This is a genomic window from Pseudomonas sp. LBUM1663 (genome assembly GCF_059695905.1).
In genome coordinates, this window is record NZ_CP166792.1 from 1,339,663 (window position 1) to 1,363,306 (window position 23,644).

The 23,644-nt window shown below is 59.5% G+C and carries 21 protein-coding genes and 2 tRNA genes; 7 read left to right on the plus strand and 16 right to left on the minus strand.

Going from position 1 to position 23,644, the window contains the following annotated elements; translation table 11 throughout:
• Nucleotides 1-153 precede the first annotated feature (153 nt).
• Complete coding sequence (locus ACA075_RS05940) at nucleotides 154-480, minus strand: DUF3077 domain-containing protein (RefSeq protein ID WP_497297680.1); 327 nt, start codon at nucleotides 478-480, stop codon at nucleotides 154-156.
• A 493-nt stretch (nucleotides 481-973) separates the two neighbouring features.
• Here ACA075_RS05940 and ACA075_RS05945 point away from each other — a divergent pair, with 493 nt between their 5' ends.
• From ACA075_RS05945 to ACA075_RS05955, 3 genes are all read left to right on the plus strand, one after another.
• On the plus strand, nucleotides 974-1,741 hold the full coding sequence (locus ACA075_RS05945; RefSeq protein ID WP_497297681.1) for a MarR family transcriptional regulator: 768 nt from the start codon (nucleotides 974-976) through the stop codon (nucleotides 1,739-1,741).
• Nucleotide 1,742: 1 nt separating this feature from the next.
• Nucleotides 1,743-2,441 carry a hypothetical protein gene (locus tag ACA075_RS05950; protein ID WP_497297682.1) on the plus strand — a complete coding sequence of 233 codons (699 nt, stop codon included), beginning with the start codon at nucleotides 1,743-1,745 and terminating at the stop codon, nucleotides 2,439-2,441.
• An 83-nt stretch (nucleotides 2,442-2,524) separates the two neighbouring features.
• Nucleotides 2,525-3,109: a serine/threonine protein phosphatase gene (locus tag ACA075_RS05955; protein ID WP_497297683.1), complete on the plus strand. Its 585-nt coding sequence runs from the start codon at nucleotides 2,525-2,527 to the stop codon at nucleotides 3,107-3,109.
• Nucleotides 3,110-3,228: 119 nt separating this feature from the next.
• Here the strand turns inward: ACA075_RS05955 and ACA075_RS05960 are convergent, their stop codons facing one another.
• The 4 genes from ACA075_RS05960 to ACA075_RS05975 form a co-directional block, all read right to left on the minus strand.
• Entirely contained in the window at nucleotides 3,229-4,524 is a 1,296-nt protein-coding gene (locus ACA075_RS05960; protein WP_497297684.1) for a virulence factor family protein, read from the minus strand.
• The gene (mprF, locus tag ACA075_RS05965) at nucleotides 4,524-7,166 is read right to left on the minus strand and encodes a bifunctional lysylphosphatidylglycerol flippase/synthetase MprF (protein WP_497297686.1); all 2,643 of its coding nucleotides are present in this window, start codon (nucleotides 7,164-7,166) and stop codon (nucleotides 4,524-4,526) included. Before mprF ends, ACA075_RS05960 begins: the two co-directional genes overlap by 1 nt.
• A 278-nt stretch (nucleotides 7,167-7,444) precedes the next feature.
• Nucleotides 7,445-7,521 (minus strand) — tRNA-Met (locus ACA075_RS05970).
• A gap of 206 nt (nucleotides 7,522-7,727) precedes the next feature.
• Nucleotides 7,728-7,804: transfer RNA gene (locus tag ACA075_RS05975), tRNA-Met, on the minus strand.
• 301 nt (nucleotides 7,805-8,105) lie between these two features.
• Here ACA075_RS05975 and dinB point away from each other — a divergent pair.
• Entirely contained in the window at nucleotides 8,106-9,167 is a 1,062-nt protein-coding gene (gene dinB / locus ACA075_RS05980) for a DNA polymerase IV (protein ID WP_497297687.1), read from the plus strand.
• 143 nt (nucleotides 9,168-9,310) lie between these two features.
• Here the strand turns inward: dinB and ACA075_RS05985 are convergent, their stop codons facing one another.
• The 4 genes from ACA075_RS05985 to ACA075_RS06000 all read right to left on the minus strand — a co-directional run bounded on the left by ACA075_RS05985 (nucleotide 9,311) and on the right by ACA075_RS06000 (nucleotide 14,085).
• On the minus strand, nucleotides 9,311-10,264 hold the full coding sequence (locus ACA075_RS05985; protein ID WP_497297688.1) for a hypothetical protein: 954 nt from the start codon (nucleotides 10,262-10,264) through the stop codon (nucleotides 9,311-9,313).
• 17 nt (nucleotides 10,265-10,281) lie between these two features.
• The gene (locus ACA075_RS05990; protein WP_497297689.1) at nucleotides 10,282-11,997 is read right to left on the minus strand and encodes a proline--tRNA ligase; all 1,716 of its coding nucleotides are present in this window, start codon (nucleotides 11,995-11,997) and stop codon (nucleotides 10,282-10,284) included.
• Nucleotides 11,998-12,127: 130 nt separating this feature from the next.
• Nucleotides 12,128-13,687, minus strand: a complete 1,560-nt coding sequence (locus ACA075_RS05995) for an AmpG family muropeptide MFS transporter (RefSeq protein WP_497297691.1) — start codon at nucleotides 13,685-13,687, stop codon at nucleotides 12,128-12,130.
• A gap of 44 nt (nucleotides 13,688-13,731) precedes the next feature.
• Nucleotides 13,732-14,085 carry an MGMT family protein gene (locus tag ACA075_RS06000; protein ID WP_077750279.1) on the minus strand — a complete coding sequence of 118 codons (354 nt, stop codon included), beginning with the start codon at nucleotides 14,083-14,085 and terminating at the stop codon, nucleotides 13,732-13,734.
• 163 nt (nucleotides 14,086-14,248) lie between these two features.
• Here ACA075_RS06000 and ACA075_RS06005 point away from each other — a divergent pair, with 163 nt between their 5' ends.
• The gene (locus ACA075_RS06005) at nucleotides 14,249-15,256 is read left to right on the plus strand and encodes a DUF481 domain-containing protein (protein ID WP_497297693.1); all 1,008 of its coding nucleotides are present in this window, start codon (nucleotides 14,249-14,251) and stop codon (nucleotides 15,254-15,256) included.
• A gap of 109 nt (nucleotides 15,257-15,365) precedes the next feature.
• Here the strand turns inward: ACA075_RS06005 and ACA075_RS06010 are convergent, their stop codons facing one another.
• On the minus strand, nucleotides 15,366-15,575 hold the full coding sequence (locus tag ACA075_RS06010) for a cold-shock protein (RefSeq protein WP_002554837.1): 210 nt from the start codon (nucleotides 15,573-15,575) through the stop codon (nucleotides 15,366-15,368).
• 354 nt (nucleotides 15,576-15,929) lie between these two features.
• On the opposite strand from ACA075_RS06010, the gene dcd reads away from it, so the two are divergent.
• The gene (gene dcd / locus ACA075_RS06015) at nucleotides 15,930-16,496 is read left to right on the plus strand and encodes a dCTP deaminase (RefSeq protein ID WP_007947207.1); all 567 of its coding nucleotides are present in this window, start codon (nucleotides 15,930-15,932) and stop codon (nucleotides 16,494-16,496) included.
• A 106-nt stretch (nucleotides 16,497-16,602) separates the two neighbouring features.
• Nucleotides 16,603-16,812: a hypothetical protein gene (locus tag ACA075_RS06020; protein WP_010462659.1), complete on the plus strand. Its 210-nt coding sequence runs from the start codon at nucleotides 16,603-16,605 to the stop codon at nucleotides 16,810-16,812.
• Nucleotides 16,813-16,913: 101 nt separating this feature from the next.
• Here the strand turns inward: ACA075_RS06020 and pdeM are convergent, their stop codons facing one another.
• The 6 genes from pdeM to ACA075_RS06050 form a co-directional block, all read right to left on the minus strand.
• Complete coding sequence (pdeM, locus tag ACA075_RS06025; RefSeq protein WP_497297694.1) at nucleotides 16,914-17,573, minus strand: ligase-associated DNA damage response endonuclease PdeM; 660 nt, start codon at nucleotides 17,571-17,573, stop codon at nucleotides 16,914-16,916.
• On the minus strand, nucleotides 17,573-20,059 hold the full coding sequence (locus ACA075_RS06030) for a ligase-associated DNA damage response DEXH box helicase (RefSeq protein WP_497297695.1): 2,487 nt from the start codon (nucleotides 20,057-20,059) through the stop codon (nucleotides 17,573-17,575). Before ACA075_RS06030 ends, pdeM begins: the two co-directional genes overlap by 1 nt.
• 173 nt (nucleotides 20,060-20,232) lie before the next feature.
• A complete protein-coding gene (locus ACA075_RS06035; protein WP_497297696.1) occupies nucleotides 20,233-20,997 on the minus strand; it encodes an ABC transporter ATP-binding protein in 765 nt (254 codons plus the stop codon).
• Nucleotides 20,998-21,010: 13 nt separating this feature from the next.
• Nucleotides 21,011-22,129, minus strand: coding sequence for a succinylglutamate desuccinylase/aspartoacylase family protein (locus ACA075_RS06040; RefSeq protein ID WP_497297698.1), 1,119 nt, complete (start codon nucleotides 22,127-22,129; stop codon nucleotides 21,011-21,013).
• A 29-nt stretch (nucleotides 22,130-22,158) separates the two neighbouring features.
• Entirely contained in the window at nucleotides 22,159-22,869 is a 711-nt protein-coding gene (locus ACA075_RS06045) for an ABC transporter permease (RefSeq protein ID WP_497297700.1), read from the minus strand.
• Nucleotides 22,866-23,594 carry an ABC transporter permease gene (locus tag ACA075_RS06050; RefSeq protein ID WP_219096832.1) on the minus strand — a complete coding sequence of 243 codons (729 nt, stop codon included), beginning with the start codon at nucleotides 23,592-23,594 and terminating at the stop codon, nucleotides 22,866-22,868. Before ACA075_RS06050 ends, ACA075_RS06045 begins: the two co-directional genes overlap by 4 nt.
• Nucleotides 23,595-23,644 lie beyond the last annotated feature (50 nt).

A 23,644-nucleotide genomic window follows, 5' to 3' on the forward strand; every position in this document is an offset into this window, starting at 1 on the left:
GTAGCGGGGGCTTTTTTGTGCCCGCTGATCCGAGTTCACTGACAATCCCTGTGGGAGCTAGCCTGCTGGCGATAGCGGTCTGTCAGTCGACAACAAAGGTGGATATCAGTCCGCCATCGCGAGCAGGCTCGCTCCCACAGGTGATCTGCGGTGTTATTCGTTCTTGGGCAGTTCTTCTTCTGATTCGGTCTTTGTTCGAGCCGGTCGCGGCGTCAGCACCTTCACCACATCATCAATCACGGCCTTACCCATCGCCGTCAGATAGTGAGCGGCCCAGGCGTAGCGGTCGGTGTCTCTTGCGTAGGCGGCATCCTCGGCGAATGATTTGCCGAGGAACAGCAGATCGGAGGCTTGTGACAAGGCATCAACGATGGGGACGCCGGCGCGGACGTTGAACAGCGCCTGATCCGAGCAGTAGATGAGTGGGGTGTAGCCAATGGTTTTTAATTCTGAAATCGCGGAAGCATCTGTTTTGGTCATGGTCTTTCTCCAGGGTTCGAGGAGTCGCCACGTTCGTTTCCAATCGAATAGGTGGCGACTGTACGCAGGTTGGAAAACCGGGAACCAAGGAACCGGCACGCCCGAGGGCGTCCCACGCACAGCCGCCATAACTGAGGATCGCAGTCGTAAAACTACTGCGGCCACGATGGGCGCTGGTGCGCTTTGGTTCGACGGGTTTCCAAGCCCGATCGCTGAATGGTCAGCGACGTCCGGAGACTATCCCGTCGAAGAAACGCGCAACAAGGCGGCAAAGTGCCCAAACACGAGATTCGGAGTTTGCCTACAAGGTATGCGGGCGTCATCCGATATTGCGACACGTTAAGTTAAACGAAACTAAACGCGGTGAGGGATTCAAAAAGTCGCTGGAGTTTTCGCGTTGCTGCAAATATCGAAAGGTCTTGACGGCTCAATATTTCCAATGAGACAAGTGTCCACGTTTTATGGAATGTGGACACTTGGAGTTTCTAGCTTCATGAAGAGTCAAGACATTTTACTTTTGTTCAAAATGGTCAGCCTGCACGCCCAGGAAGAAAATCTCTTTGGGAAGATGGAGTCTGAGTCGAATTCGAACACGGTTGAGGAATTGTTGAAGCCTCAGCAGATAAATCGAATGAAGGCGGACGGGCAGCCGGGGCAGTCACTAGTCACCTACTCCGCTGATGGTGAAGAAACTGTATTCCACCGCCAGGAGTTCAACTCATCCTTGGGTGATGAGGACGGCTGGGAAGGGTGGTCGGAGTCTGTACCTTCTTCGTCGCTGGCAAGTTGGAGTGAAGGCTACTCGTTACGTGCGTTGTCTGCGTCTCTTGGGTTGAGCAAAAGCGAGGTTTCAAACGCTATAGCCAGATGTCGTGAGTCCGGATTGCTCACCAATGACTACGACACCGGGCTCCCGAAAGTTAGTCGGCGAGAGCTGCTGAAAATCACTGAGCACGCTCTGAAATACTTTTTCCCCGTGAAGCCGGGCGCGATGGTTCGCGGTATTCCAACAGGCTTCGCTGCCCCCGCGCTGTCCAAAAGCATCAAGAGCGCTGGTGGGTTGATTCCGGTTTGGCCTGATGCACTCGGAACTGAGCGTGGTCAGGCGATAGAGCCGCTCTACAAGACGGTGCCGGAAGCGGTAAAGAGGGACAGAACCCTTTATCACTATCTTGCGCTGGCTGATGCGATCCGTCTTGGTGGGCCGCGAGAGTGTGGTGTAGCAATTAACATTCTAAAAGCAGGAATGGGGCTGACATAACATGTCATCAAACGCTGATCACAACTACGAGCTCATAGAATTTGTTGCCGATGGCTTAGGGGAGGCGTTTCTCGCTGAGGTTGCGTTTGTCGGCGGTTGCACCACTGCCATGCTGGTCACTGATGCTTCTGTGCTGGACGACATTCGTTTCACCGATGACGTTGACTTGGTGATCGAGCTGGCAGGCATTAGCGCCTGGCAACACCTCACAGAGCGGCTGGCGGCCAAGAACTTCAAAATCACCGGTGAGGATGAAGTCAACTGTCGTTTCCGCTTCAACGACGTCGTCGTTGACGTGATGCCATCTGACCCCGCTGTACTCGGATATGCCAACCGTTGGTTCGTGGAGGGGCTGGCGAGGGCTGATAAATTTACGTTGCCTAGCGGTACCGCAATTCAGATATTTAAACCGACCTACTTTCTTGCGACGAAACTAGAGGCCTTTAGCGGTCGCGGTGAGGGCGATCCTTACCACAAAGATGTTGAAGACATCATCATCTTGATTGATGGTCGTACAGAGTTGTTGGAGGAGGTTCGCCAAGCCGAGTCCGAGCTCAAGGAATTCATTACGGCTGGAATTCGAGGACTCACGGCGCTCAGTGGGATCGAGTACGTGATTGAAAGCTCGGGCTCGGTGCAGGCTAATCCGGGTAGAGGGCGAATTATTCACAGGCGTATGAAGGATCTGGGCAACGCATGAGATTCGTTACCAGATCAGTAATGGGACGGACCAGGAAAGCCAATCATGACTGTGCTGGAGTTTTCTGCGAAGGCGACAGAGGGTTGTTCGTCATTACGGACGGTATGTCGAAGCCCGGCAGTGGCCAACTGGCTGAGAGCTTCGTAAAAGGTGTTTTGGCGGCCTACCCGAATCACATGGATCAGGGGGGCGATATCACCGAGTATGGTGCGGTTGAGTTGATGCTTGGTTCAGTGCTGGCCGAGCTTTACACCACTTTGTTTGCGGACCAGACAGGGACCACGTGTTACCTGATCGGTTTCGCTACTCGTGGGAAGCTCACGCTTGCGTATGAGGGTGACTGTTCGTGCGGTGTCGTGACACCGGCAGGTACGATCGAGTGGATTACGCCGCCCCACTGCAAGGCCAATTGGAGGCGCGACCGTTCGCACCGTGAACTGGCGCAAGATCCGGCTCGACACTGGGTAACCCGATGCCTGAAGGCTAATCGTGCCCCGGACCCTGACTTCGTTTTTCACCCATTGGCCGTTGGTGCGCGGCTGGTGTTCGTAACCGATGGCTTCTGGGCGGAGTTAACGGAGTCGCAGCAAAGCAGCTTGCTCGCAGCACCGGATAGCGACTTTATCGCTGTTGAAGATGACGTAACGTGGATAGATGTTCAGCTTTAGTCCGGGATGCCAGCACATCGACATAGAGTCCGGCCGCTGGTAGCGCTTCATGTTTGCAAATGTGAAAAAGCCCCCGTTACTGTGAGGTAACGGGGGCTTTTTCGTGGGCGGGCCTCAGATCACTCCTGAGCCGTCTCACCCTTGGCCTGGCGCTTCTCGATGATGTCCACCAAGCGCTTTGCCAGCGCCGGGTAGTTCTCGTCGAAGTGATGGCCGCCAGGCAGTTTCATCGCTTCGCCCACGGCGGTCTTGTCGGTGCAGCCGCTTTCGTCGACTTCTTCTTCACCGTAGATGCACACCACTTTCTCCGGTGGCAGCTTGGCCATTTCCGGGCCGGTGGCGGCTTCTTTGCCGGCGTTGCCGAGCCAGCCTTCGACTTCGATTTCGAAGCTGCCGGTGCGGGCGAAGGCGAGCAGGATGATGGCGTCGACGCGTTGCTGTTCGGCGGGTTCCAGGCGGTTGTAGATCGCCGGCAAGACGTCGGCGCCGAACGAGTAGCCGGTCAGGATGAAGCGCTTGGTGCCCCATTTCTGCCGGTAGTGCTGCATCAGTTCGGCCAGGTCCAGGGCGCTTTGCTCCGGGCTCTTGTGCTGCCAGTAGTAGCGCAGGGTGTCGATGCCGACCACCGGGTAGCCGATCTTGGCCATCTCACCCGCGACGTCGCGGTCCAGGTCACGCCAGCCGCCGTCGCCGGACAGGAACAGGGTCACGGTGTCCTTGGCTTGCCCGGCCGGGACTTCGACCACGGGGATTTGCAGGCCGCCAGCCGCTTTGTCGCCGCCGACCAGGATTTTGCGCAGTTCGTTGTTCAGCACTTGCGGCAGGTTGATGTCGTAGTCGCTGATGCTGGTTTCGGCGTTGGGTTGATCGCGCACGAAGCCGGCGCTGGTGTCGTCCGGGTTGTCGTTCCAGGCCACCAGCCAGTGGCCGTGAGCGGCACTTTTCGGCAGCAAGTGGGTGCAGCCGGGTTTTTCCAGGGCCAGGTCGACGGAGACGGCCTGGGCCTTGTCGCCCTTCTGCTCGGACAACCAGCGCCAGGCCAGCACCGCGCCGGGGCCGATACCGCTGACCAAGGTCGCCGGGCCTTTGAGTTCTCGCAGGCCCGATTGCAGGGCACGACTTTGCAGCAGGCAGTCTGTCGGCAGAATGACCTGAACGATCTGTGCCGAAGCGGTGCGGCTCAGGGTCATCAATTGTTTGTCACTGAGTTTCTGGTCTTCGTTGACCGCCACCAGCACCTGGGCGCGTGGCGTGTTGCCGGGAATGACGCGCGTCATCGCCGTGCCATCGGCCGGCTTCAGCTGTTCGAGGGTCGGTTCGGGGGCCGGGCGTTTCAGGTACCAGTAACCGCCACCGATAATCAGGGCCAACACGACCAGTGTGCCCAGTACGTACCGCAAGGAGCGTTGAATCATCAGCGTTTCACCAATCCAGTCAAGCCGCCTGCAATCAGGGCAGCAGTATCGGCCAGGGCAACCAGCGGATCGAGTCCGGCGGGCACGGCCATATAACGGGGTTCCCAGTCGGGCTGGAATTTGTCTTTGAAGCGGCGCAAGCCTTGGAAGTTGTAGAGCTGCTCACCACGGCGGAAAACCATCGAGCCCAGACGCTGGGTCAGCGGTGCGCCACGCCGGGGTTGCAACCCCGACAGCGGCACCATGCCCAGGCTGAAGCGCGCGTATCCATGATTTTTATAATGTTGAATCAGGCCGACCATCATGAACTCCATGGTCAGCTTGGGTGCTTCCGGGTGTGCACGCATCAGGTCGAGGCTGGCCAGGTCATGGCCGTAGGTCTCGAGCAGGTTGGCGAACGCCACCGGGCGTCCTTCGAAGCGGATCACCGCCACGCGGAAATGCTTGATGTAATCGTCGCTGAAACGCCCGAGCGAGAAGCCTTTCTCGCGCACGTTCTTGCCGGTCAGCCAGGCATCGGAAATCACCTTGAGCTCATCCATCGGCGCATGGCCCGGTTCAAAGATCTCCAGCGACAGGCCATCGCGGGTGCCGCGGTTCCATGTGTAGCGCAGGTCTTTCATCTCTTTGCCCTTGGCTTCGAGATCAAAGCGTTGCAGATCGACCCGGGCTTCTTCGCCGAGCTTGATCGCGGTCAGGCCGATGTCCATGTAATACGGCAGGTTCTCGGCGCGCACTTGATAGAACACGGGCCGGGCGTGGTGGATGTCGCAGAGGTCGCGGAACTGCCAGATCATTTCCGCCCGTTGCTGGGTCGGGCCGATCGGGTCATACAAGGCCACCAGGCTGCGGCCACGGCGGGCGTACATCAGGAACGCCTCGTCGTTGGGGTGAAACAGCAGCGCCTTGTCACCGGTCAGGGCGAGGCCACCGTCCGGTTGCGCGGAGGCCATCAGGATCTTTACCGCGCGATCCAGCTCGTCAGGCGTCGGCAGGTGAATCACCGGACGCGCGGTGCGCAGCAGCCAGGTCAGCGACACGACCACCAGCAGGACGGCGGCGCCCAGCAATGAGCGCAAGCCGCGCGGGGCGTCGGCGTCGAGGGTGAACTGCCACCAGAGTTGATGGCTGTAGGGAACGTCCTGGTACGCAAACAGCAGCAACCAGATCGAGGCGCCGAGTACGCACAGGCTGGAAACCAGATAGAGCGGTGAGAACGGCAGTTCGGTGAGGCGGCTCGGACGATAGAACGAGCGCCGGAAAACCCCCAGCAGGCTCGCCGTCAGGGTCATCAAGCAGGCTTCTTCCCAGTCAAAGCCCTTGAGCAAAGAGAGCAGGGCGCCGACCAGCAATAGAACGGTGGTCAGCATCCACGCGGCGGACAGCCGCCGACGCAGACCTTGAGCCAGCAGCAGGCACAGCACGCCGATCAGGCTGGCACCGAAGTGCGAGGCGTCGACCAGACGGTGCGGAATCAGAAAGCCGATGTGTTCCAGGCGGGTGTCGATTTCCGGGGTTACGCCAGAGAACAGCAGCACCACGCCGGACAGGAACACCAGCACTGCCAGAATCGGCGCCGCCAGACCGGAAGCGGCCCGCAGGGACTGGCGCGACTGAAACAGGCGCTGTCCTTCGTTGATCAGCAGGAACACACACGCCACCAGCAGCGGCAGCACGACGTAGATCAGGCGATAGAGCAGCAGCGCAGCGGCCAGTGGTGCGGCGCCGAGGGTGTCGGCGAAGGCGGCCAACAGAATGGCCTCAAATACGCCGACACCGCCGGGCACATGGCTGAGTACACCGGCGGCCAGGGCCAGCAGGTACACCAGCAGGAACGCACCGAAGGGCGGCGCTTCCGGCAGCAACAAATAGAGCACGGTCGCGGCGGCAGCCACGTCCAGGGCGGTGATGATCAGTTGCAGGAAGGTCAGGCGGCGGCCGGGGAGGCGCAAGGTACGGCGTCCGACCTTGACCAGCAAGTTGTGCGGGGAAGGTTGTTCCGGCAGGCGACGGCGGTAGATGCCGATGGCCAATACGCTGAACAGCAGCAAAACGGCCGCGGCAACGCCCCCCAGTAAACCTTCGGACAATCCCAGGGCCGCCGAGGCGGCAGGCAGGTTGCTGAGGGTCGCCAGGGCGGCCAGTGGTGGCAGGGCGCAGCCGAGCGAGAGACTGGCGAACAACGTCATGTGAGCGACTTCAGCAGCGCCCAGGCCGTGACGTGCATATAAACGGTAGCGGACCGAGCCCCCCGAGAGCATCGAAAGACCGATGGCGTTGCCGATGGCAAATGCCGTGAACCCGCCCAGCGCCAGGATGCGCGGCGCCAGTGTCACGCCCGCGTAGCGGCTGGCGGACCATTCGTACCCGAGCAGAATGATGAAACCGACCACGGTCGCAGCCAATGCGCCCAGCAATGCCGGTTTCGGTACCTCCAGGATCGAGTCATGCAAAGCGTACAGATCGAGTTCGCTCAGCAGATGACGACAGGCAATCAGCGCGATAGCGAACAACAGCAACGTCACCGCCAGGCCGATCGGCTGACGATATTTGCTGACCAGATCCAGCAAGCGCAAACGCTCGGCCTTGATCGGTTGTGTCGCTGTGACGGTGTCTTGTGGATCAGACGAGTTGGCGCGCATCAATCACCTCTTGGATTGTGCGCGACAGGATGGGGGTATCCAGCCAAGTTACCAATCCCTGTAGAAAAAAATAATCACAAATATTAACGCCTCTCACCGGGTAACGGCGATGGCATGTCATGGGTCGTAGAGGGTTCTGTCTGCGATTCAGCATAGTCTGAACTCACAGCCTGGGTGATCCCGAACGCTTCACTACACAGTGACAGGTCATTGTTGCGAAAGGACTTTTTCAACAGATACAAAAAAGGCCACTCTTTCGAGTAGCCTTTTTTGATGTTTGGTTGCGGGAGCCGGATTTGAACCGACGACCTTCGGGTTATGAGCCCGACGAGCTACCAGACTGCTCCATCCCGCGTCTGTGTGGCGGCATTCTATAGAGATACGCCTGTGTGTCAACCGTTAATCTGGAACCGGGTCAAATAAGCGTGAATAAGCGGCGAACGGTCGCAGGGCAGACTTAAGTTTCGGAATCAGAACGATTTCTCACTTCTGGTAAAAAGAGCGGTAAAAAACAGGCGCGCACAAAAAAGGCCACTCTTTCGAGTAGCCTTTTTTGATGTTTGGTTGCGGGAGCCGGATTTGAACCGACGACCTTCGGGTTATGAGCCCGACGAGCTACCAGACTGCTCCATCCCGCGTCTGTGTGTCGGCATTCTACAGAGGATCGCCGGGCTGTCAACCTTCAATCCGGATAAAACCTGTTCTGGTTCAATCGCTTAGCGGGAAAGTGGGGCAGGGTGATCGGCTGCGAGGCAGGTGTGGCAAGGCTTTCAGCTCTATTAGGCGACGCTTTTCGATTGAGAAAATAAATTCACCAGTTACTTTTCCTACCGGTGGGTAAGAAGATTCAGACTACTGGTGCTATATACAGGTGTCAGTGAGATACTGCCGATCCGGCACGCCAAGACTCCATTTCTTCACCATGAACACCGCTTCTATATGAGCCAGCGAAAAATCATCCACGTCGATTGCGACTGCTTCTACGCTGCCATCGAGATGCGTGACGACCCGCGCTTGGCAGGTAAACCTCTGGCGGTGGGTGGTTCGGCGGATCGGCGTGGGGTAATTGCCACCTGTAATTATGAGGCGCGTGCCTATGGCGTGCGTTCGGCGATGTCTTCCGGGCATGCGTTGAAGCTGTGCCCGGACCTGACCATCGTCAAGCCGCGCATGGACGCGTATAGAGAAGCATCGAAGGAAATTCATACGATCTTTCGCGATTACACCGACCTGATCGAGCCGCTTTCCCTCGACGAGGCTTACCTCGACGTGTCGGACTGTGCGCATTTCGGTGGCAGCGCCACGCGCATCGCCCAGGACATTCGCCGTCGAGTCTCCAATCAGTTGCACATCACGGTCTCGGCCGGCGTGGCGCCGAACAAGTTTCTGGCCAAGATTGCCAGTGACTGGAAGAAACCCAACGGCTTGTTTGTGATCACGCCGGATCAGGTCGAGGACTTTGTCAGTGGCTTGCCGGTGAGCAAGCTGCACGGCGTGGGCAAAGTAACCGCCGACAAACTGGGCAAGCTCGGCATTGTCGATTGCTCGCATTTACGCGAGTGGGACAAGTTGGCGCTGGTGCGTGAATTCGGCAGCTTCGGCGAGCGACTCTGGAGCCTGGCCCGTGGGATCGATGACAGGCTGGTGCACAACGACAGCCGTCGGCAGTCGATCAGTGTCGAAAACACCTACGATGTGGACCTGCCGGATCTGGTCAGTTGCCTGGATAAATTACCCGAGCTATTGGAAACCCTGGCGGGCCGCATGGCGCGGATCGACAGCAGCTATCGGCCGGGCAAGCCGTTCGTCAAAGTAAAATTCCACGACTTTACCCAAACAACGCTGGAACAGGCCGGGGCAGGGCGGGATTTGGGCAGTTATCAGTTGCTGCTGACCCAGGCGTTCAATCGCGGCGGGAAACCGGTGCGGTTGTTGGGGATTGGCGTGCGGCTGGAGGATTTGCGGGGCGGGTTTGAGCAGATGGAGTTGTTTGAGCGGTAGTGGCGGGGTTTTGATGCGGCGGTGAATGTCAGGCCGTCATCGCTAGCAGGCTAGCTCCCACATTGGATTTCCTGTGGACACATAAGGTGTGACCGCCTCAAATCCCCTGTGGGAGCTAGCCTGCTAGCGATGCTTTTCCAGCCTTAATTCGGGTTTGGATCCGCCACCAATCGCCCGGCATCCTTGGTCAACGACTTGAGGAATTCGGTCTGCAACTCAGGGTCATTGCGGGTCAGTTCGATCAGGCTCTGTTCCAGTTCGCTGGCTTCTTCTTCAAGACCCAGTTCCGACAGGCGTTTGACCCGGTGAACCCACTGGCTCACTTCGTCGTCTTCGAGGTCGTCATAAATCAGGCCGTGCGCTTCGAGCAGCTTGCCGCGCAAGCCACTGCTGACCGCCAGGGACGAATCGCTGTGCACATCGTCCTGACCGTCTTCGACGCTGATCAGCAGTCGGCTCAGATGATTGATGTCGTGTTCGGCGAACGGGCTGTCCAGCAGGTTCAGGCGCAGAACACCGTTTTTGTCGGTGCTCAGATCAAACGTTTCCTTACCGGCTTTCACCACTACCGGGCGCTCGCTCCAGGGCAGGCTCGAGTATTCGGTGCGCTTGTCGAGCTGGACCTCATCGATCCCGGCCAGGTTTTGTTGCGCCCGACCGTTGGACTGCACGTTCATGAGCGGGTTGAGCCCGGCAAAACCGTAGCTCAGCCAATCCTTGGTCACGCTGTCCGGCAGACTGCCGAGGGTGAATACGTTGACCACGTTCGCACCGACACCGCCCACCACCGCTACCGCGCCCAGCGGGATTTCGTAGACCTCCCGCCAGGGTTGGTAGGGCGTGTAGCGATCATAGTGACGCGTGACTTCGAATTCGGTGACCTCGAACGTTTTCTGCTCGTGGATTTTCACCCGACGTTGCGGGAGCTCAAGCACCTTGGGCTCGCCGACATCGATCTGCAGGCTGTGATCGAGCAATTTGCGCTCGACACGTTCCTCGTGCTCGCTGCGTTGCGACATGTGATTGGCACAGCCGCTGACCAGCAGGGTGCCGCACAGGGCAGCACCACCGAGGCCTAAGGTGTTTCGCTTGAACATGACTTCTCTATCTGGTGTCAGCGGCGGATACGGGCCTGGAGGAAAGACAGCACGTCAGCAACCGGCAGCGCTTGCGCTTCAGGTTCGGTACGGCTCTTGTATTCCAGATTGCCTTCGGCGAGGCCGCGGTCACTGACCACGATCCGGTGAGGAATGCCGATCAGCTCCATGTCCGCGAACTTGATGCCCGGGCTGGTTTTCTTGTCGCGATCGTCCAGCAGCACTTCGAAGCCGGCTGCAGTCAGTTCTGCATACAGTTTGTCGGTGGCTTCACGAACCTGTTCGGTTTCGTAGCGCAATGGCACCAAAGCGACCTGGAATGGAGCCAGTGTGTCGCTCCAGATGATCCCGTTGGCGTCGTTGTTCTGCTCGATGGCCGCAGCCACCACGCGAGAAACGCCGATGCCGTAGCAACCCATTTCCAGAGTGACCGGCTTGCCGTTCTCGCCCAGCACTTCGCACTTCATCGCCTTGCTGTACTTGTTGCCCAGCTGGAAGATGTGCCCGACTTCGATGCCGCGCTTGATTTCCAGGGTGCCCTTGCCATCCGGGCTTGGGTCGCCGGCGACAACGTTACGCAGGTCGGCAACGGTCGGAACCGGCAGATCACGCTCCCAGTTCACGCCGAAGTAGTGCTTGTCGTCGATGTTGGCGCCGATGCCGAAGTCGCTCATCAGCTCGACGGAACGGTCGATGATGATCGGCAGTGGCAGGTTCAACGGGCCGAGGGAACCGGCGCCGGCGCCAATGGCGTCGCGCAGTTCGCTTTCGGAAGCCATGACCAGCGGGCTGGCAACGCCTGGCTGGTTGCCGGCCTTGATTTCGTTCAGCTCATGGTCGCCACGGATGATCAGGGCAATCAGCTTGCCTGGCTCTTCAGCGTGAACCACGAGGGTCTTGATGGTTTTCTCGATCGGCAGGTTGAAGCCTTCGACCAGTTGCGCAATGGTCTTGGCGTTCGGTGTGTCGACCAGGCGCAGTTCTTCAGTCGGTGCGGCGCGGGAGGTTTCACGCGGCACGGCTTCGGCTTTCTCGATGTTCGCGGCGTAGTCGGACCCGTTGCTGAAGACGATATCGTCTTCGCCGGACTCGGCCAGTACATGGAACTCGTGGGAGCCGGCGCCGCCGATGGAGCCGTTGTCGGCTTCTACAGGACGGAACTTCAGGCCCAGACGGGTAAACACGTTGCAGTACGCCTGGTGCATACGGTCGTAGGTGATCTGCAGCGAAGGCTGATCAGCGTGGAACGAATAGGCGTCCTTCATGATGAACTCGCGGCCGCGCATCAAACCGAAGCGTGGGCGGATTTCGTCACGGAATTTGGTCTGGATCTGATACAGGTTGATCGGCAGCTGTTTGTAGCTGCTCAACTCGTTGCGCATCAGGTCGGTGATCACTTCTTCGTGGGTCGGGCCGGCGCAGAAGTCGCGACCGTGGCGATCCTTGAAGCGCAGCAATTCAGGGCCGTATTCTTCCCAGCGACCGGATTCCTGCCACAGCTCAGCCGGTTGGGTGCTCGGCATCAACACTTCGAGAGAGCCCGCGGCATTCATTTCTTCACGAACGACGGCTTCGACCTTGCGCATCACTCGCAAGCCCATCGGCAGCCAAGTGTAGAGGCCCGAGGCGAGTTTGCGGATCATGCCGGCGCGCAGCATCAGCTGATGGCTGATGACGACCGCGTCGGAAGGCGTTTCTTTCTGTGTGGCGAGCAAAAATTGACTGGTGCGCATGGTTGGCCGTTGTCGGTTGCTGATGACGAGAAATGACGGAGCATTGTACGGGCGAGATCCGCTGGCGTACAGGCGTGCGGTCGGCGGTGTGGCACGAGGGCGGGAATCGTCGCGCCCTCTGCGAAATGTCCTACGATTCTTCCGCGACCTGGGTCGGCACCGGTTCGGGTGTCGGCGTCGGGCCTGCGCGGCGGCTTTCCTGGAACCAGTGCAGGGCGATCAACAGCAGGGTCGGAACGCCCAGCAGCGCCGTGATCAGGAAGAAGTTGTGGTAACCGAATTTCTCCACCATGACCCCTGAATAGCCGCCGATCAGGCGCGGCAGCAGGAGCATGATCGAACTGAGCAAGGCGTACTGGGTGGCCGAGAATTTGAGGTTGGTCAGGCTCGACAGGTAAGCGACGAACGCCGACGTCGCCAGCCCTGAGCTGAAGTTGTCCAGGGAAATGGTCAGGATCAGCATGTTCAGGTTGGCGCCCATGTCGGCGAGCATCAGGAACAGCAGGTTGGTGCCGGCCGACGCAATGCCGCCGATCAGCAGAATCGGCAGGATGCCGAAACGCACGATCAGCAGGCCGCCCATGCCGGCGCCGACCAGGGTCATGATCAGGCCGAAGATTTTGCTGACACTGGCGATCTGGTCCTTGGTGAAGCCCTGGTCGATGTAGAACACGTTGGCCATCACGCCCATGACCGTATCGGACATACGGTAGGTGGCGATCAGCCCGAGCAGCAGGAACGCTTGCCAGCGGTAACGCAGAATGAAGTCGTTGATTGGCGTCAGCACCGGCGCCAAGCCACGGCGGCCCATGGCCGACAGGCACATAAACGTAAGCGTGGTGTAGAGGATGGCCCGCAGGAAGGCGCGGTCTTCGAGCAGCAGGTCGAGCAGGCTCACGCCTTCGAACAGCACGCTGGCGAAGTCGGTGTTGTAGAGTTGGGTGAACATGGCCGGCACGGACACCAGCAGCACGATCAGCACAAATACCGACACCAGTTGATGCATAAAGCTGTAGCGACCAGCCTGAAGTTGAGTGCGCAGGGGCACTGGCGGTTCGCGCATGAACAGGGTGGTCAGCAGCGCCGGGATCATTAGGGCGCCAAACAGCACGTAGGTGCCGGCCCAGGCCGAATGCTTGTAGTTGAAACCGGTGGAGCCGAAGCCTTCGGCGAAGAACAGCGCGCCGGCCGTCGCCAGCAATGCGGCGATCCGATAGCCAGACATATAGCTGGCGGCAAGCGCGGCCTGGCGAGTGTCGTCGGCGATTTCCAGGCGATAGGCGTCAACCGCAATGTCTTGCGTCGCCGAGGCAAAGGCGACGACCACGGCGATGGCGATCAGCCAGGACAAATGCTTTTGCGGGTCGCAGAAACCCATCCCGATCAGGCCGAGGATCACCAGTGCCTGGGATAGCACCAGCCAGGAGCGTCGACGACCGAGCTTGCCGAGGAATGGCAGGCGCCATTGGTCTAGCAGCGGGGACCAGACCCATTTAAAGGCATAGGCCAAGCCGATCAGGCTTGCATAACCGATGGTTTCGCGGGCCACACCGGCCTCACGCAGCCAGACGGAAAGCGTCGAAAACACCAGCATGTAGGGCAGGCCGGCGGCGAAACCAAGCAACAACAACACAAGCGTCGAGGGGCTGGCATAGGCGGCGAGCGCGGCGCGCCAGGTTTTACGGGGCATGGGCTGGAGTCTGCCTCAAGAAATACGGAAACAAAGCGCGCACTCTAACCGCTGTGCTCTACCGGGCGCCAGCCATGGCGCTGAATATCAACACGATTGTTCAGGATACTGACGCCTTCGGAGCGCAATCGCGCCCGCTGTTCATCCCCTGAAGGACTGCCCACGGGCAGGCTGATCCGACCGCCGGCACCCAGTACGCGGTGCCACGGCAGTTTGGTGTCTCCGGGCAGTTGGCTGAGAGTGCGTCCGACCCAGCGGGCGGCGCGCCCCAGTCCGGCCAGTTCGGCGAGTTGACCATAGCTCACCACTTTGCCCTCGGGCACCTGTGCGAGGGTCAAGTAGAGCGCCGTGCGTCGGATTTGCGCTGCACTTTCGGTTTCAGTGGTTGGGTCGGTCACGTCCGTGGTTCCTGAAAAAGTTCGCCTTACCGTCCGTAGAGTAAGTCCTGGATGCGCAATTGAGAAATGAACTCAATAGAAATAGTCGGGTCAGTCCTTGCTAGGGTCTTATTCTCAGGGATAATGCCGACTTTTTTTCGCAAACTTGAGCCTGTATCTGCTTATGGTGTCCAGAACCCTGCTGTGCCTTGCTGTCATGAGTGCCTCCACGCCGTTGCTCGCTGATACCGTCTGGTTGAAGAACGGTGACAAACTGAGCGGCAAGATCACGCTGTTCGATGGCGGTAAATTGCTGATCCAGACCGAATACGCTGGTGCGGTCCCGATCGACTGGAAACAGGTCAAGACCCTGGAAAGTGATCAGGAGTTGCTGGTCAAGCAGGATGCCTACACCGGCGAGAAGGCCAAGTCGCTGCATGCAGCAGACGACGGCAAGGTGACGCTGGAGAACGGCGAAGCGCCGAAGACGGTCGAGCTGGCGAGTATCCAGCAGATTCTCAAGCCCAAGCCGGTGGTTGAAGATCTGGTGTGGAAAGGCAATATCGACGCGGCGCTGGATTACCAGCGGGCGGAAAAAGACACCGATGACTACGACATCGACTTCAAGACCACGGCGCGCCATGGCAAATGGCGGCACACGGCGGAAGGCGAGTACAACCGCGAATTCCAGGATGACGTGGTTACTACGGACAACTGGCGGGGCGAATACTCGCTCGACCGCTTCCTGACCGAGAAGTGGTTCTGGCAAGGGCGCGCGGTCTATAAACGCGACAAGGTAGAAGACCTCTCCCGTCAACGCACTGTCGGTACCGGTCCGGGTTACCAGTTCTGGGATAACGAGCTCGGCGCATTCTCCCTGGGCTCGCTGGTCAACCGCACGGACTATCAGTTCTCCGACGGCAGCAAGGAAAACTTCTATTCCCTGGCGATGAAGTGGGACTACAACCGTTACCTGATCGGCAAGAAAGTGGAGTTCTTCACCAATGGCGAGGTGGGTAAGCCGTTGTCGGGCGTAGCGGATTACGCGCTCGATGCCGAAATGGGCTTGCGCTACAAGGTCACCGAGTGGGCGTCGCTTAACCTCAAGGCCGAGCGAGACATCATCAGCGGTACCGACGATGCTGATCTAGACAAGACGCGTTACACCGCAGGGTTTGGCGTAGCCTGGTAAGACGCAAAAAATCGCAGCCATGGGCTGCGATTTTTTTTGCCTGCAAAACACACAGGCACAAAAAAGCCCCGCTTTTGAGGGCGGGGCTTTTTACTAAAGCAAGTACAAGTTAGATAACTTGAACTTCTTCAGCTTGCATGCCTTTCTGACCGCGGGTAGCGATGAAAGAAACCTGTTGGCCTTCTTTCAGGCTTTTGAAGCCGTCGGATTGGATAGCTTTGAAGTGAACGAACAGGTCGTCACCGGATTGTGGAGTGATGAAGCCGAAGCCTTTTTCATCGTTGAACCACTTAACGGTACCAGTTTGGCGATTAGACATGGTGTAACTCCTTGAACAAAGATAACTGCGACGCAGGAAGAACCCTGGCCGAGACTGAGTGCAAAGAGCAGGAAAAATTCTTGTAGATGGTTGGATCGAAATTCAACATATCGTGTAGAGATTCTCAGTGACACAAGCAGCACAGTGGCGCCACCTTAACCCTTTTTCAGTAATGTGCCAATGCTTCCTGCGAAGGTTTCTCTGTTTTCATGACTGACGGTCTGATGGATTAAGGCGAAGGCCCAGCTATCACAGGGGATCGGCGAGAATTGTGCCCCGGACTTTGAACCCGGGGCGCGCGCCCGGTAAGATGCCGGACAGAATTTTTCCACCTCGCTATTCAGGACACCCGCCATGAGCATCAAATCGGACAAGTGGATTCGCCGCATGGCGCAAGAGCACGGCATGATCGAGCCGTTCGTCGAGCGCCAGGTGCGCGGTGAAGGCGCCGAGCGCGTGATTTCCTACGGTGTTTCGAGCTATGGCTACGACGTGCGCTGCGCCGATGAATTCAAGGTGTTCACCAACATCAATTCGGCGACCGTCGATCCGAAGAACTTCGACGAGAAGAGCTTTGTCGACGTCAAAAGTGATGTCTGCATCATCCCGCCCAACTCCTTCGCCCTGGCGCGCACCGTGGAATTCTTCCGCATTCCGCGCAACGTGCTGACCATCTGCCTGGGTAAAAGCACCTACGCCCGTTGCGGCATTATCGTCAACGTGACGCCGCTTGAGCCCGAGTGGGAAGGCCACGTGACCCTGGAGTTCTCCAACACCACCACCTTGCCGGCGAAGATCTACGCCAACGAAGGCGTGGCACAGATGCTGTTCTTCGAATCCGACGAAGAGTGCGAAGTCTCCTACAAGGACCGTGGCGGCAAGTACCAGGGCCAGCTCGGCGTCACCCTGCCGCGCACCTGAGCCATTCATCTGGCAGGTCGTGGGAATTCTTGAGCGGGTAGACACTCTATTGGGTGTACTGCCCGGTTCGCGTACAGCGGACGGGGCCATCGCTCAGGAGTGCTTTATGAAGATCGATCCGCGAATAAGTGCCGAACTGGCAAGGCTTGAGCCCAATCAGATTGGCGTCTTGGCCTGGTCCTTGTTGGCACATCCAGCCATCAGCATGGCAGGGGGCATCCCCGGCCAGCCTGATCCTGATACCCCAAACGAACAGCCTACCGAGCCCGGTGAACCCACCCTGCCGGATGAGCCGCCTCCCGCGCCTGTAGCCTGATCAGCGCAAAGATCTGTAGGAGCGAAGCTTGCTCGCGAAGGCGGTGTGTCAGCCAACATCATCCTTACCTGACACACCGCCTTCGCGAGCAAGCTTCGCTCCTACAGGCTGACGGGCCATATTTCGTTGTCGCCGATAACAAAGATCCTACAGCTGTCGTCCCGTTCGACCTGATAACCGCCGGTAAACGCGCCGAAGGCCGGTAGCAGACTGATGTCCTCTCCCAATCTGAAACACGCCAGGCGCAAACGTTGCCGACCTTTGCCGTTCAGCCGATAAACCGGATGCACATGCCCGGCGAGCACATGCCGGTGCGGATGTGGGTCGGGCTCATGCTGCAAGGCGAACGGCCCGAGCAACAACGGCTCGGGCACCACGCGTATGTTTAGCGCAGCCGGCGGGTCCCCGGCGCGTTTGTCGTGGTTGCCGCGGATCAGCGTCATCGGCAGATCCGGGTGCCTCGCTCGCCACTCAGCCAGGGCGCTTAACGTGCCGCAAGCATGGGAGCCAGGCCCGTGTAGAAAGTCCCCGAGGAAAATCAGCTGGCGACAGGGCAGGGCGGCCAACAACGTGTCCAGCACCGCGACATTGCTGGCGGTGGTGCCATGGGGCACCGGCTGGCCAAGGCTGCGATACGCTGCCGCTTTGCCAAAATGCACGTCGGCGATCAACAGGGCCTGTTGCGCTGGCCAGAAAATGGCTTTTTCCGGCAGCAGCCACAGCTCTTCACCGGCCAGTCGCACGGGATAGGGCGTACTCATCAGGTTTTCCCGGTTTCGGCGGTTTTCTCGAGGTCAGTGACCATGCGTCGGATACGGTCCGCGAGTTTTTCCGAGCTCATGCTTTCCCGCATGCGCTCAACCAACAGGGGAAACCCCAGCGGTGTAGGACGTTTGATCTGATGCAGGTCCAGTTTCAGTCGATTGATACGCGCCAACGTCTGTTCCAGCCGATGAATATCCAGTTCTTCCCGTAGGACTTCTTCCCCGGCCTGTGCCAGCAAAAGATTCCCCGCGTCGTACTGCTTGAATACCTCGAAGAACAGTCCGCTGGAGGCTTGGACCTGTCGTGTGCTTTTCGGTGCGCCGGGGTAGCCGGCGAACACCAGTCCGGCAATTCGTGCGATTTCCCGAAAGCGGCGGAGCGCGAGTTCGCCGGCATTCAAGCTGGCGAGGACATCGTTCAACAAGTGCTCGGGGCTCAACAGGCCAGGGTTCAACACCTGCGACCAATCCACAGAGGTGGCGCTGAGCAACTCAAGCCCGTAATCGTTGACCGCGATGGAAAACGTCACCGCCTGCTGCTGGCTGACCCGCCACGCCAGCAAACTCGCCAGGCCCAGATGCACCTGTCGCCCGGCAAAGGGGTAAAGGAACAGGTGCCAGCCTTCGCGGGATTTCAATGCTTCGGCCAGCAACGAATTCGAGGTCGGCAACCCGGACCAGCGTCGCTGCACTTCCAGCAGCGGCCGCAGAGCCCGCATCTCCGGGCCAATGAACTCGCCCTGCTCCGCCGCACTGAAACGCGCGACCACCGCCTGCGCCAGTTCGTTGGAAAGGGGCATCCGCCCGCCATTCCAGCGCGGCACAGCGGCTTTTTTTGCGGTGCTGCGTTTAACATAAGCGGTCATGTTTTCCACTCGTACCAACTCCAGCACGCGCCCCGCGAACAGGAAACCGTCGCCTGGTTTGAGTCGCGCAATAAAACCTTCCTCGACACTGCCCAACTGCTTGCCGCCGCCGCCCTTGCTCCAGAACTTCAGCTGAATGCTCGCATCGCTGACGATAGTGCCGATGCTCATGCGATGTCTTCGGGCCAGTCGCGCATCCGGTACGCGCCAGACGCCCTGCTCGTCAGGCTCGACCCGGCGATAATCCGGATAGGCTGTCAGGGAAAGTCCGCCATGGCGTACAAACGCCAGCGCCCAGGTCCAATCCGCCGCCGTAAGGTCTCGATAAGCCCAGGCGCCACGGACTTCTTCATACAACTCATCGGGCAGAAACCCACCACCCAGCGCCATGCTGACCAAGTGTTGAACCAGCACATCCAGCGGTTTGTGCGGCGACTCCCGGGGTTCGATGCGGTGTTGCGCCACGGCATCTTGAGCCGCCGCCGCTTCGATCAGCTCCAGGCTGTGGGTCGGCACCAGTGTCACCCGTGACACCCGCCCCGGCGCATGACCGGAGCGCCCGGCCCGCTGCATCAGGCGCGCCACGCCTTTGGCCGAACCGATTTGCAGTACCCGTTCCACCGGCAGGAAATCCACCCCAAGGTCTAGGCTTGAGGTGCAGACCACGGCTTTGAGTTGACCTTCTTTCAACGCTCGCTCGACCCAGTCGCGGGTGTCTCGCGACAGTGAGCTGTGATGCAAGGCGATCAACCCGGCCCAATCGGGGCGCGCCTCCAGCAAGGCCTGATACCAGATCTCGGATTGCGCGCGAGTATTGGTGAACACCAGGCTGCTGGGGCTGGAGTCTATTTCGGCGATGACTTGCGGCAACATCTTCAAGCCGATGTGCCCGGCCCAGGGAAATCGCTCGATGGCGGGCGGCAGCAGCGTGTCGACCCGCAGTTCCTTGGAGGTCTGGCCTTGAACGCTGATGCCGCCACCTTGCGGGATCAATACCTGTTCGGCGTGGGCCTGATTACCCAGCGTCGCGGAAACGCCCCACACGATCAGGTCCGGATTCCACCGGCGCAAACGGACGAGGGCCAGTTGCAATTGCACGCCACGCTTGTTGCCGAGCAGCTCGTGCCATTCATCGACCACCACCATGCGCAAGGTCGATAGCGCGGTTTGCGCATCGGCACGGGCGAGCATCAGGGTCAGGCTTTCGGGGGTGGTGATCAGCGTGGTGGGCAGGCGTCGGCTCTGCCGCGCACGTTCGCTGCTGCTCGTGTCGCCGGTGCGCAGGCCGACACTCCAGGGGATCTGCAGGTCGTGCAGCGGTGCTTCAAGGGCGCGAGCGGTGTCAGCGGCCAAGGCGCGCATGGGGGTTATCCACAGCACTGTCAGCGGCTCGGCCGGCGGTTTTCGTTTGCGAGGGTTTTCAACAGGGGCGGTGGACGTTGCGTAGCGATTGAGCGCAGCAAACCAGACTGCATAGGTTTTACCGGCACCCGTGCTGGCGTGCAGTAATCCAGACTCACCGCGCTTGACGGCCGTCCACACTTGCTTCTGAAAGGCGAACGGCTTCCAGTCGCGGGCGCTGAACCAGTGTTTTGCGTAGTCGGGGGAGGATCCCATGCCGGCGGTGTGCGCTCTGAAAGTGTTCTTTCAGTGACCGCGGCGCAAGGGCAAAGGTTTAATGAAGAAACGCGATCCTTTAGGCGCCGGCTTGCTGGCGATCGTGTGTCAGACACATTGTTGTCGACTGACACACCATCGCCAGCTAGCCGGCTCCTACAAAGGGGGCCGTGTTACTTGAGGTTGCCGCTCAGGAACTGCTTCAGCCGCTCGCTCTTCGGATTGCCCAGCACGTCTTCCGGCGCGCCTTCTTCCTCGACCAGGCCCTGATGCAGAAACAACACCTGGCTCGACACTTTTCGGGCAAAGCTCATTTCGTGAGTCACCATGATCATGGTCCGGCCTTCTTCAGCCAGGCCTTGAATCACTCGCAGCACCTCACCCACCAGCTCCGGGTCGAGTGCCGAGGTCGGTTCGTCGAACAGCATGACTTCCGGTTCCATGGCCAATGCCCGCGCAATCGCCACGCGTTGTTGCTGACCACCGGAAAGAAACGCCGGGTATTGATCCGCCACGCGCGCCGCCAGCCCGACCTTGTCGAGGTAACGTCGCGCGCGGTCTTCGGCTTCCTCTTTGCTGCAACCCAACACCCGGCGCGGGGCCATGGTGATGTTTTCCAGCACGGTCATGTGGCTCCACAGGTTGAAGTGCTGGAACACCATGGCCAGGCGCGTGCGGATTTTTTGCAGTTCATCGGGGTCGGCCACGTGCATGCCGTGGCGATCCTTGACCATGCGGATGTTCTGGCCGTCCAGGCTCATGGCGCCGTCGTTGGGTTGTTCGAGAAAGTTGATGCAGCGCAGAAAGGTACTTTTGCCCGAACCGCTGGCGCCGATCAGGCTGATGACGTCGCCGGTGTTGGCCTTGAGTGAAACGCCTTTGAGCACATGATGATCGCCATAGCTTTTATGCAGGCCTTCGATGGTCAGTTTGTACATGGGGCATGCATCCTCAAGGCGAAAGTAGGTAGCCGCTGCGATAGGCTTCGGTGCCCGCGACGTGCGCGATCACCATGCCGGCAGTGGCCATGCGCCGCAGCGAGCGGGCGTACATCAGGCCGGCGGCGGTGCAATGAACAGGGGTGACGCGATCGTTGATCGGGTCAATGATTTCGGCGATCAGTTGCCCGGCTTCGAGGTATTCCCCCGGCAGCGCGGTGAACACCAGCAGGCCGCCCACCGGTGTCGACACCGGCTCGACGCCGGCCAACGGGGTGGCGGGGTAGGGCAGTTCGGGCAATGGCGCCGGTTCGCCGGCAATGGCGCCGAAGTGAATCAGGTAATCGATCAGCGCCTGGCAGTCGAGGCTGGCCAACGGGTGATTGACGTCGCCCTGGCCGCGCAATTCGACGGTGACCGAGAGGCTGCCGAGCGGAATGTTGAACTGTTCGCCGAAGCGTTCTTTCAACTGCCACCACAGCAGGGTGAAGCATTCATCGAACGACTGACCGCCAGAATCGGTCGCCAGCAGGCTCGCTTCAGCGCCGATGTAGCGCGCCAACGGCTCGACCTGTGGCCAGGCTTCGGGCGTGGTGTAAAGGTGGGCGACTGCCTCGAAATCGCAATGCAGGTCCAGCACCACATCCGCATCGCAGGCCAGTCGTTGCAGGGTCAGGCGCTGGGATTGCAGTTGCGTGCTTGCGGTCTGCCTGGCGAGGGCGTTGCGCAGGCTTTCGCGGATCAGCGTGAGGTTGCGCTGCGGATCGTCGCCAAGCTGGCCTTCGATCTCGTTGCCGACCGCTTCGCTCAAGTCGACGAACCAGCGATTGAAGTTCTGCCCGCTTTCCAGCTCGTAGCGGCCCAGCGGCACGTCCATCAGCACCTGTTCCAGGCCGACCGGGTTGGCCACCGGCACCAGCACGATTTCGCTGCGCAGGCGGCCGGCGGCTTCAAGTTCCGCCAGGCGCTGCTTGAGGTGCCAGGCCACCAGCATGCCGGGCATTTCATCGGCGTGCAGGGACGACTGGATGTAAATCTTGCCTTTGGCCGACGTCGGGCCGAAGTGGAAGCTGTGAATCTGTCGAGCGGTCCCCGGCAGCGGGGCCAGCAAGTCATGTATCTGGTGGCGCATGTTCGTCTCTTTATTCCTGAAAGCGGGTCCTAGTGGGTCGGCCCGAGGAACGCCAGCCATCGGCGTTCGGCGAGGCGGAACAGGCCGACCAGCGCGAAGGTAACGGTCAGGTAGATCAGCGCAGCGATGCCGAACGACTGGAAGGTCAGGAAGGTCGCCGAGTTGGCGTCCCGCGCGACTTTCAGGATGTCCGGGATGGTCGCGGTGAACGCCACGGTGGTCGAATGCAGCATCAGGATCACTTCGTTGCTGTAATAAGGCAACGAGCGACGCAGGGCTGACGGCATGATCACGTAGGCATACAGCTTCCAGCCTGTCAGACCATAGGCTTTCGCCGCTTCGACTTCACCGTGGTTCATGCTGCGGATCGCCCCGGCGAAAATCTCCGTGGTGTAGGCGCAGGTGTTCAGGGCGAACGCCAGGATCGTGCAGTTCATCGCATCGCGAAAGAACGCATCCAGCACCGGTTGGGCACGTATGGCGGCCAGGCTGTAAATACCGGTGTAGCAAATCAGCAGCTGGATATACAACGGCGTGCCGCGGAACAGGTAGGTGTAGAACTGCACCGGCCAGCGGATATAGAAATGCGGCGACACTCGGGCGATGGACAGCGGGATCGACACCAGGAAACCGATGAAAATCGAGGCGCTGAGCAGCCACAGGGTCATGGCCAGGCCGGTGATGTTGTTGCCGTCGGTATAAAGGAAGGGTTTCCAGTATTCCTGCAAGAGTTCGATCATCGTACGGCCTCCCGGGAGCCGGCGGCGTAGCGGCGTTCGAGCCAGCGCAGGACGAAGTTGGAAGCGCTGGTGATGACCAGGTAGATCAGCGCGGCAAGCACCAGGAAATAAAACAGTTGATAGGTGCTTTTACCAGCGTCCTGCGCGGCTTTGACCAAATCGGCGAGGCCGATGATCGACACCAGCGCGGTGGCCTTGAGCATCACCATCCAGTTGTTACCGATACCCGGCAGGGCGAAACGCATCATTTGCGGGAACACCACGATTCGAAAACGCTGGCCGCGTTTAAGGCCATAAGCGGTAGCGGCTTCGACCTGGCCCCGAGGCACGGCGAGAATCGCCCCGCGGAAGGTTTCGGTGAAGTACGCGCCATAAATGAAGCCCAGGGTGATGACCCCGGCGCTGAACGGGTTGATCTCGATGTATTCCCATTCCATGAAATCGGTGAACGACGTCAACCAGGTTTGCAGGCTGTAGAAAATCAGCAGCATCAGCACCAGGTCCGGCACGCCGCGAATCAGCGTGGTGTAGATCTGGGCCGGAACCCGCACCATTTTGACTTTTGACAGCTTGGCGGTGGCGCCGAGCAGGCCGAGCAATACGGCCACCAGCAGCGACAACGCCGATAATTTGATGGTCATCCAGGTGCCTTCCATCAGCAACGGACCGAAGCCCTTGAGGCTGAAGGCTGAGAGCCCCAGGTTTTGTAATAGGTTTTCGAACATAAATCAGCAACCTGATCGGATGAAAAAAGCGCCCATCGCGAGATGGGCGC

Excerpts from the sequence above, each read along its gene's own strand:
- ACA075_RS06045 (WP_497297700.1), bottom strand. The coding sequence starts at position 22,869 with ATGATCGAACTCTTGCAGGAATACTGGAAACCCTTCCTTTATACCGAC.
- mprF (WP_497297686.1), bottom strand. The coding sequence starts at position 7,166 with ATGCGCGCCAACTCGTCTGATCCACAAGACACCGTCACAGCGACACAA.
- ACA075_RS05960 (WP_497297684.1), bottom strand. The coding sequence starts at position 4,524 with ATGATTCAACGCTCCTTGCGGTACGTACTGGGCACACTGGTCGTGTTG.
- ACA075_RS06005 (WP_497297693.1), top strand. The coding sequence starts at position 14,249 with ATGGTGTCCAGAACCCTGCTGTGCCTTGCTGTCATGAGTGCCTCCACG.
- ACA075_RS06030 (WP_497297695.1), bottom strand. The coding sequence starts at position 20,059 with ATGGGATCCTCCCCCGACTACGCAAAACACTGGTTCAGCGCCCGCGAC.
- ACA075_RS06040 (WP_497297698.1), bottom strand. The coding sequence starts at position 22,129 with ATGCGCCACCAGATACATGACTTGCTGGCCCCGCTGCCGGGGACCGCT.
- ACA075_RS05985 (WP_497297688.1), bottom strand. The coding sequence starts at position 10,264 with ATGTTCAAGCGAAACACCTTAGGCCTCGGTGGTGCTGCCCTGTGCGGC.
- dinB (WP_497297687.1), top strand. The coding sequence starts at position 8,106 with ATGAGCCAGCGAAAAATCATCCACGTCGATTGCGACTGCTTCTACGCT.
- ACA075_RS05945 (WP_497297681.1), top strand. The coding sequence starts at position 974 with ATGAAGAGTCAAGACATTTTACTTTTGTTCAAAATGGTCAGCCTGCAC.
- ACA075_RS05950 (WP_497297682.1), top strand. The coding sequence starts at position 1,743 with ATGTCATCAAACGCTGATCACAACTACGAGCTCATAGAATTTGTTGCC.
- ACA075_RS05990 (WP_497297689.1), bottom strand. The coding sequence starts at position 11,997 with ATGCGCACCAGTCAATTTTTGCTCGCCACACAGAAAGAAACGCCTTCC.
- ACA075_RS05995 (WP_497297691.1), bottom strand. The coding sequence starts at position 13,687 with ATGCCCCGTAAAACCTGGCGCGCCGCGCTCGCCGCCTATGCCAGCCCC.
- ACA075_RS06035 (WP_497297696.1), bottom strand. The coding sequence starts at position 20,997 with ATGTACAAACTGACCATCGAAGGCCTGCATAAAAGCTATGGCGATCAT.
- ACA075_RS06020 (WP_010462659.1), top strand. The coding sequence starts at position 16,603 with ATGAAGATCGATCCGCGAATAAGTGCCGAACTGGCAAGGCTTGAGCCC.
- ACA075_RS06010 (WP_002554837.1), bottom strand. The coding sequence starts at position 15,575 with ATGTCTAATCGCCAAACTGGTACCGTTAAGTGGTTCAACGATGAAAAA.
- dcd (WP_007947207.1), top strand. The coding sequence starts at position 15,930 with ATGAGCATCAAATCGGACAAGTGGATTCGCCGCATGGCGCAAGAGCAC.
- ACA075_RS05940 (WP_497297680.1), bottom strand. The coding sequence starts at position 480 with ATGACCAAAACAGATGCTTCCGCGATTTCAGAATTAAAAACCATTGGC.
- ACA075_RS06050 (WP_219096832.1), bottom strand. The coding sequence starts at position 23,594 with ATGTTCGAAAACCTATTACAAAACCTGGGGCTCTCAGCCTTCAGCCTC.
- pdeM (WP_497297694.1), bottom strand. The coding sequence starts at position 17,573 with ATGAGTACGCCCTATCCCGTGCGACTGGCCGGTGAAGAGCTGTGGCTG.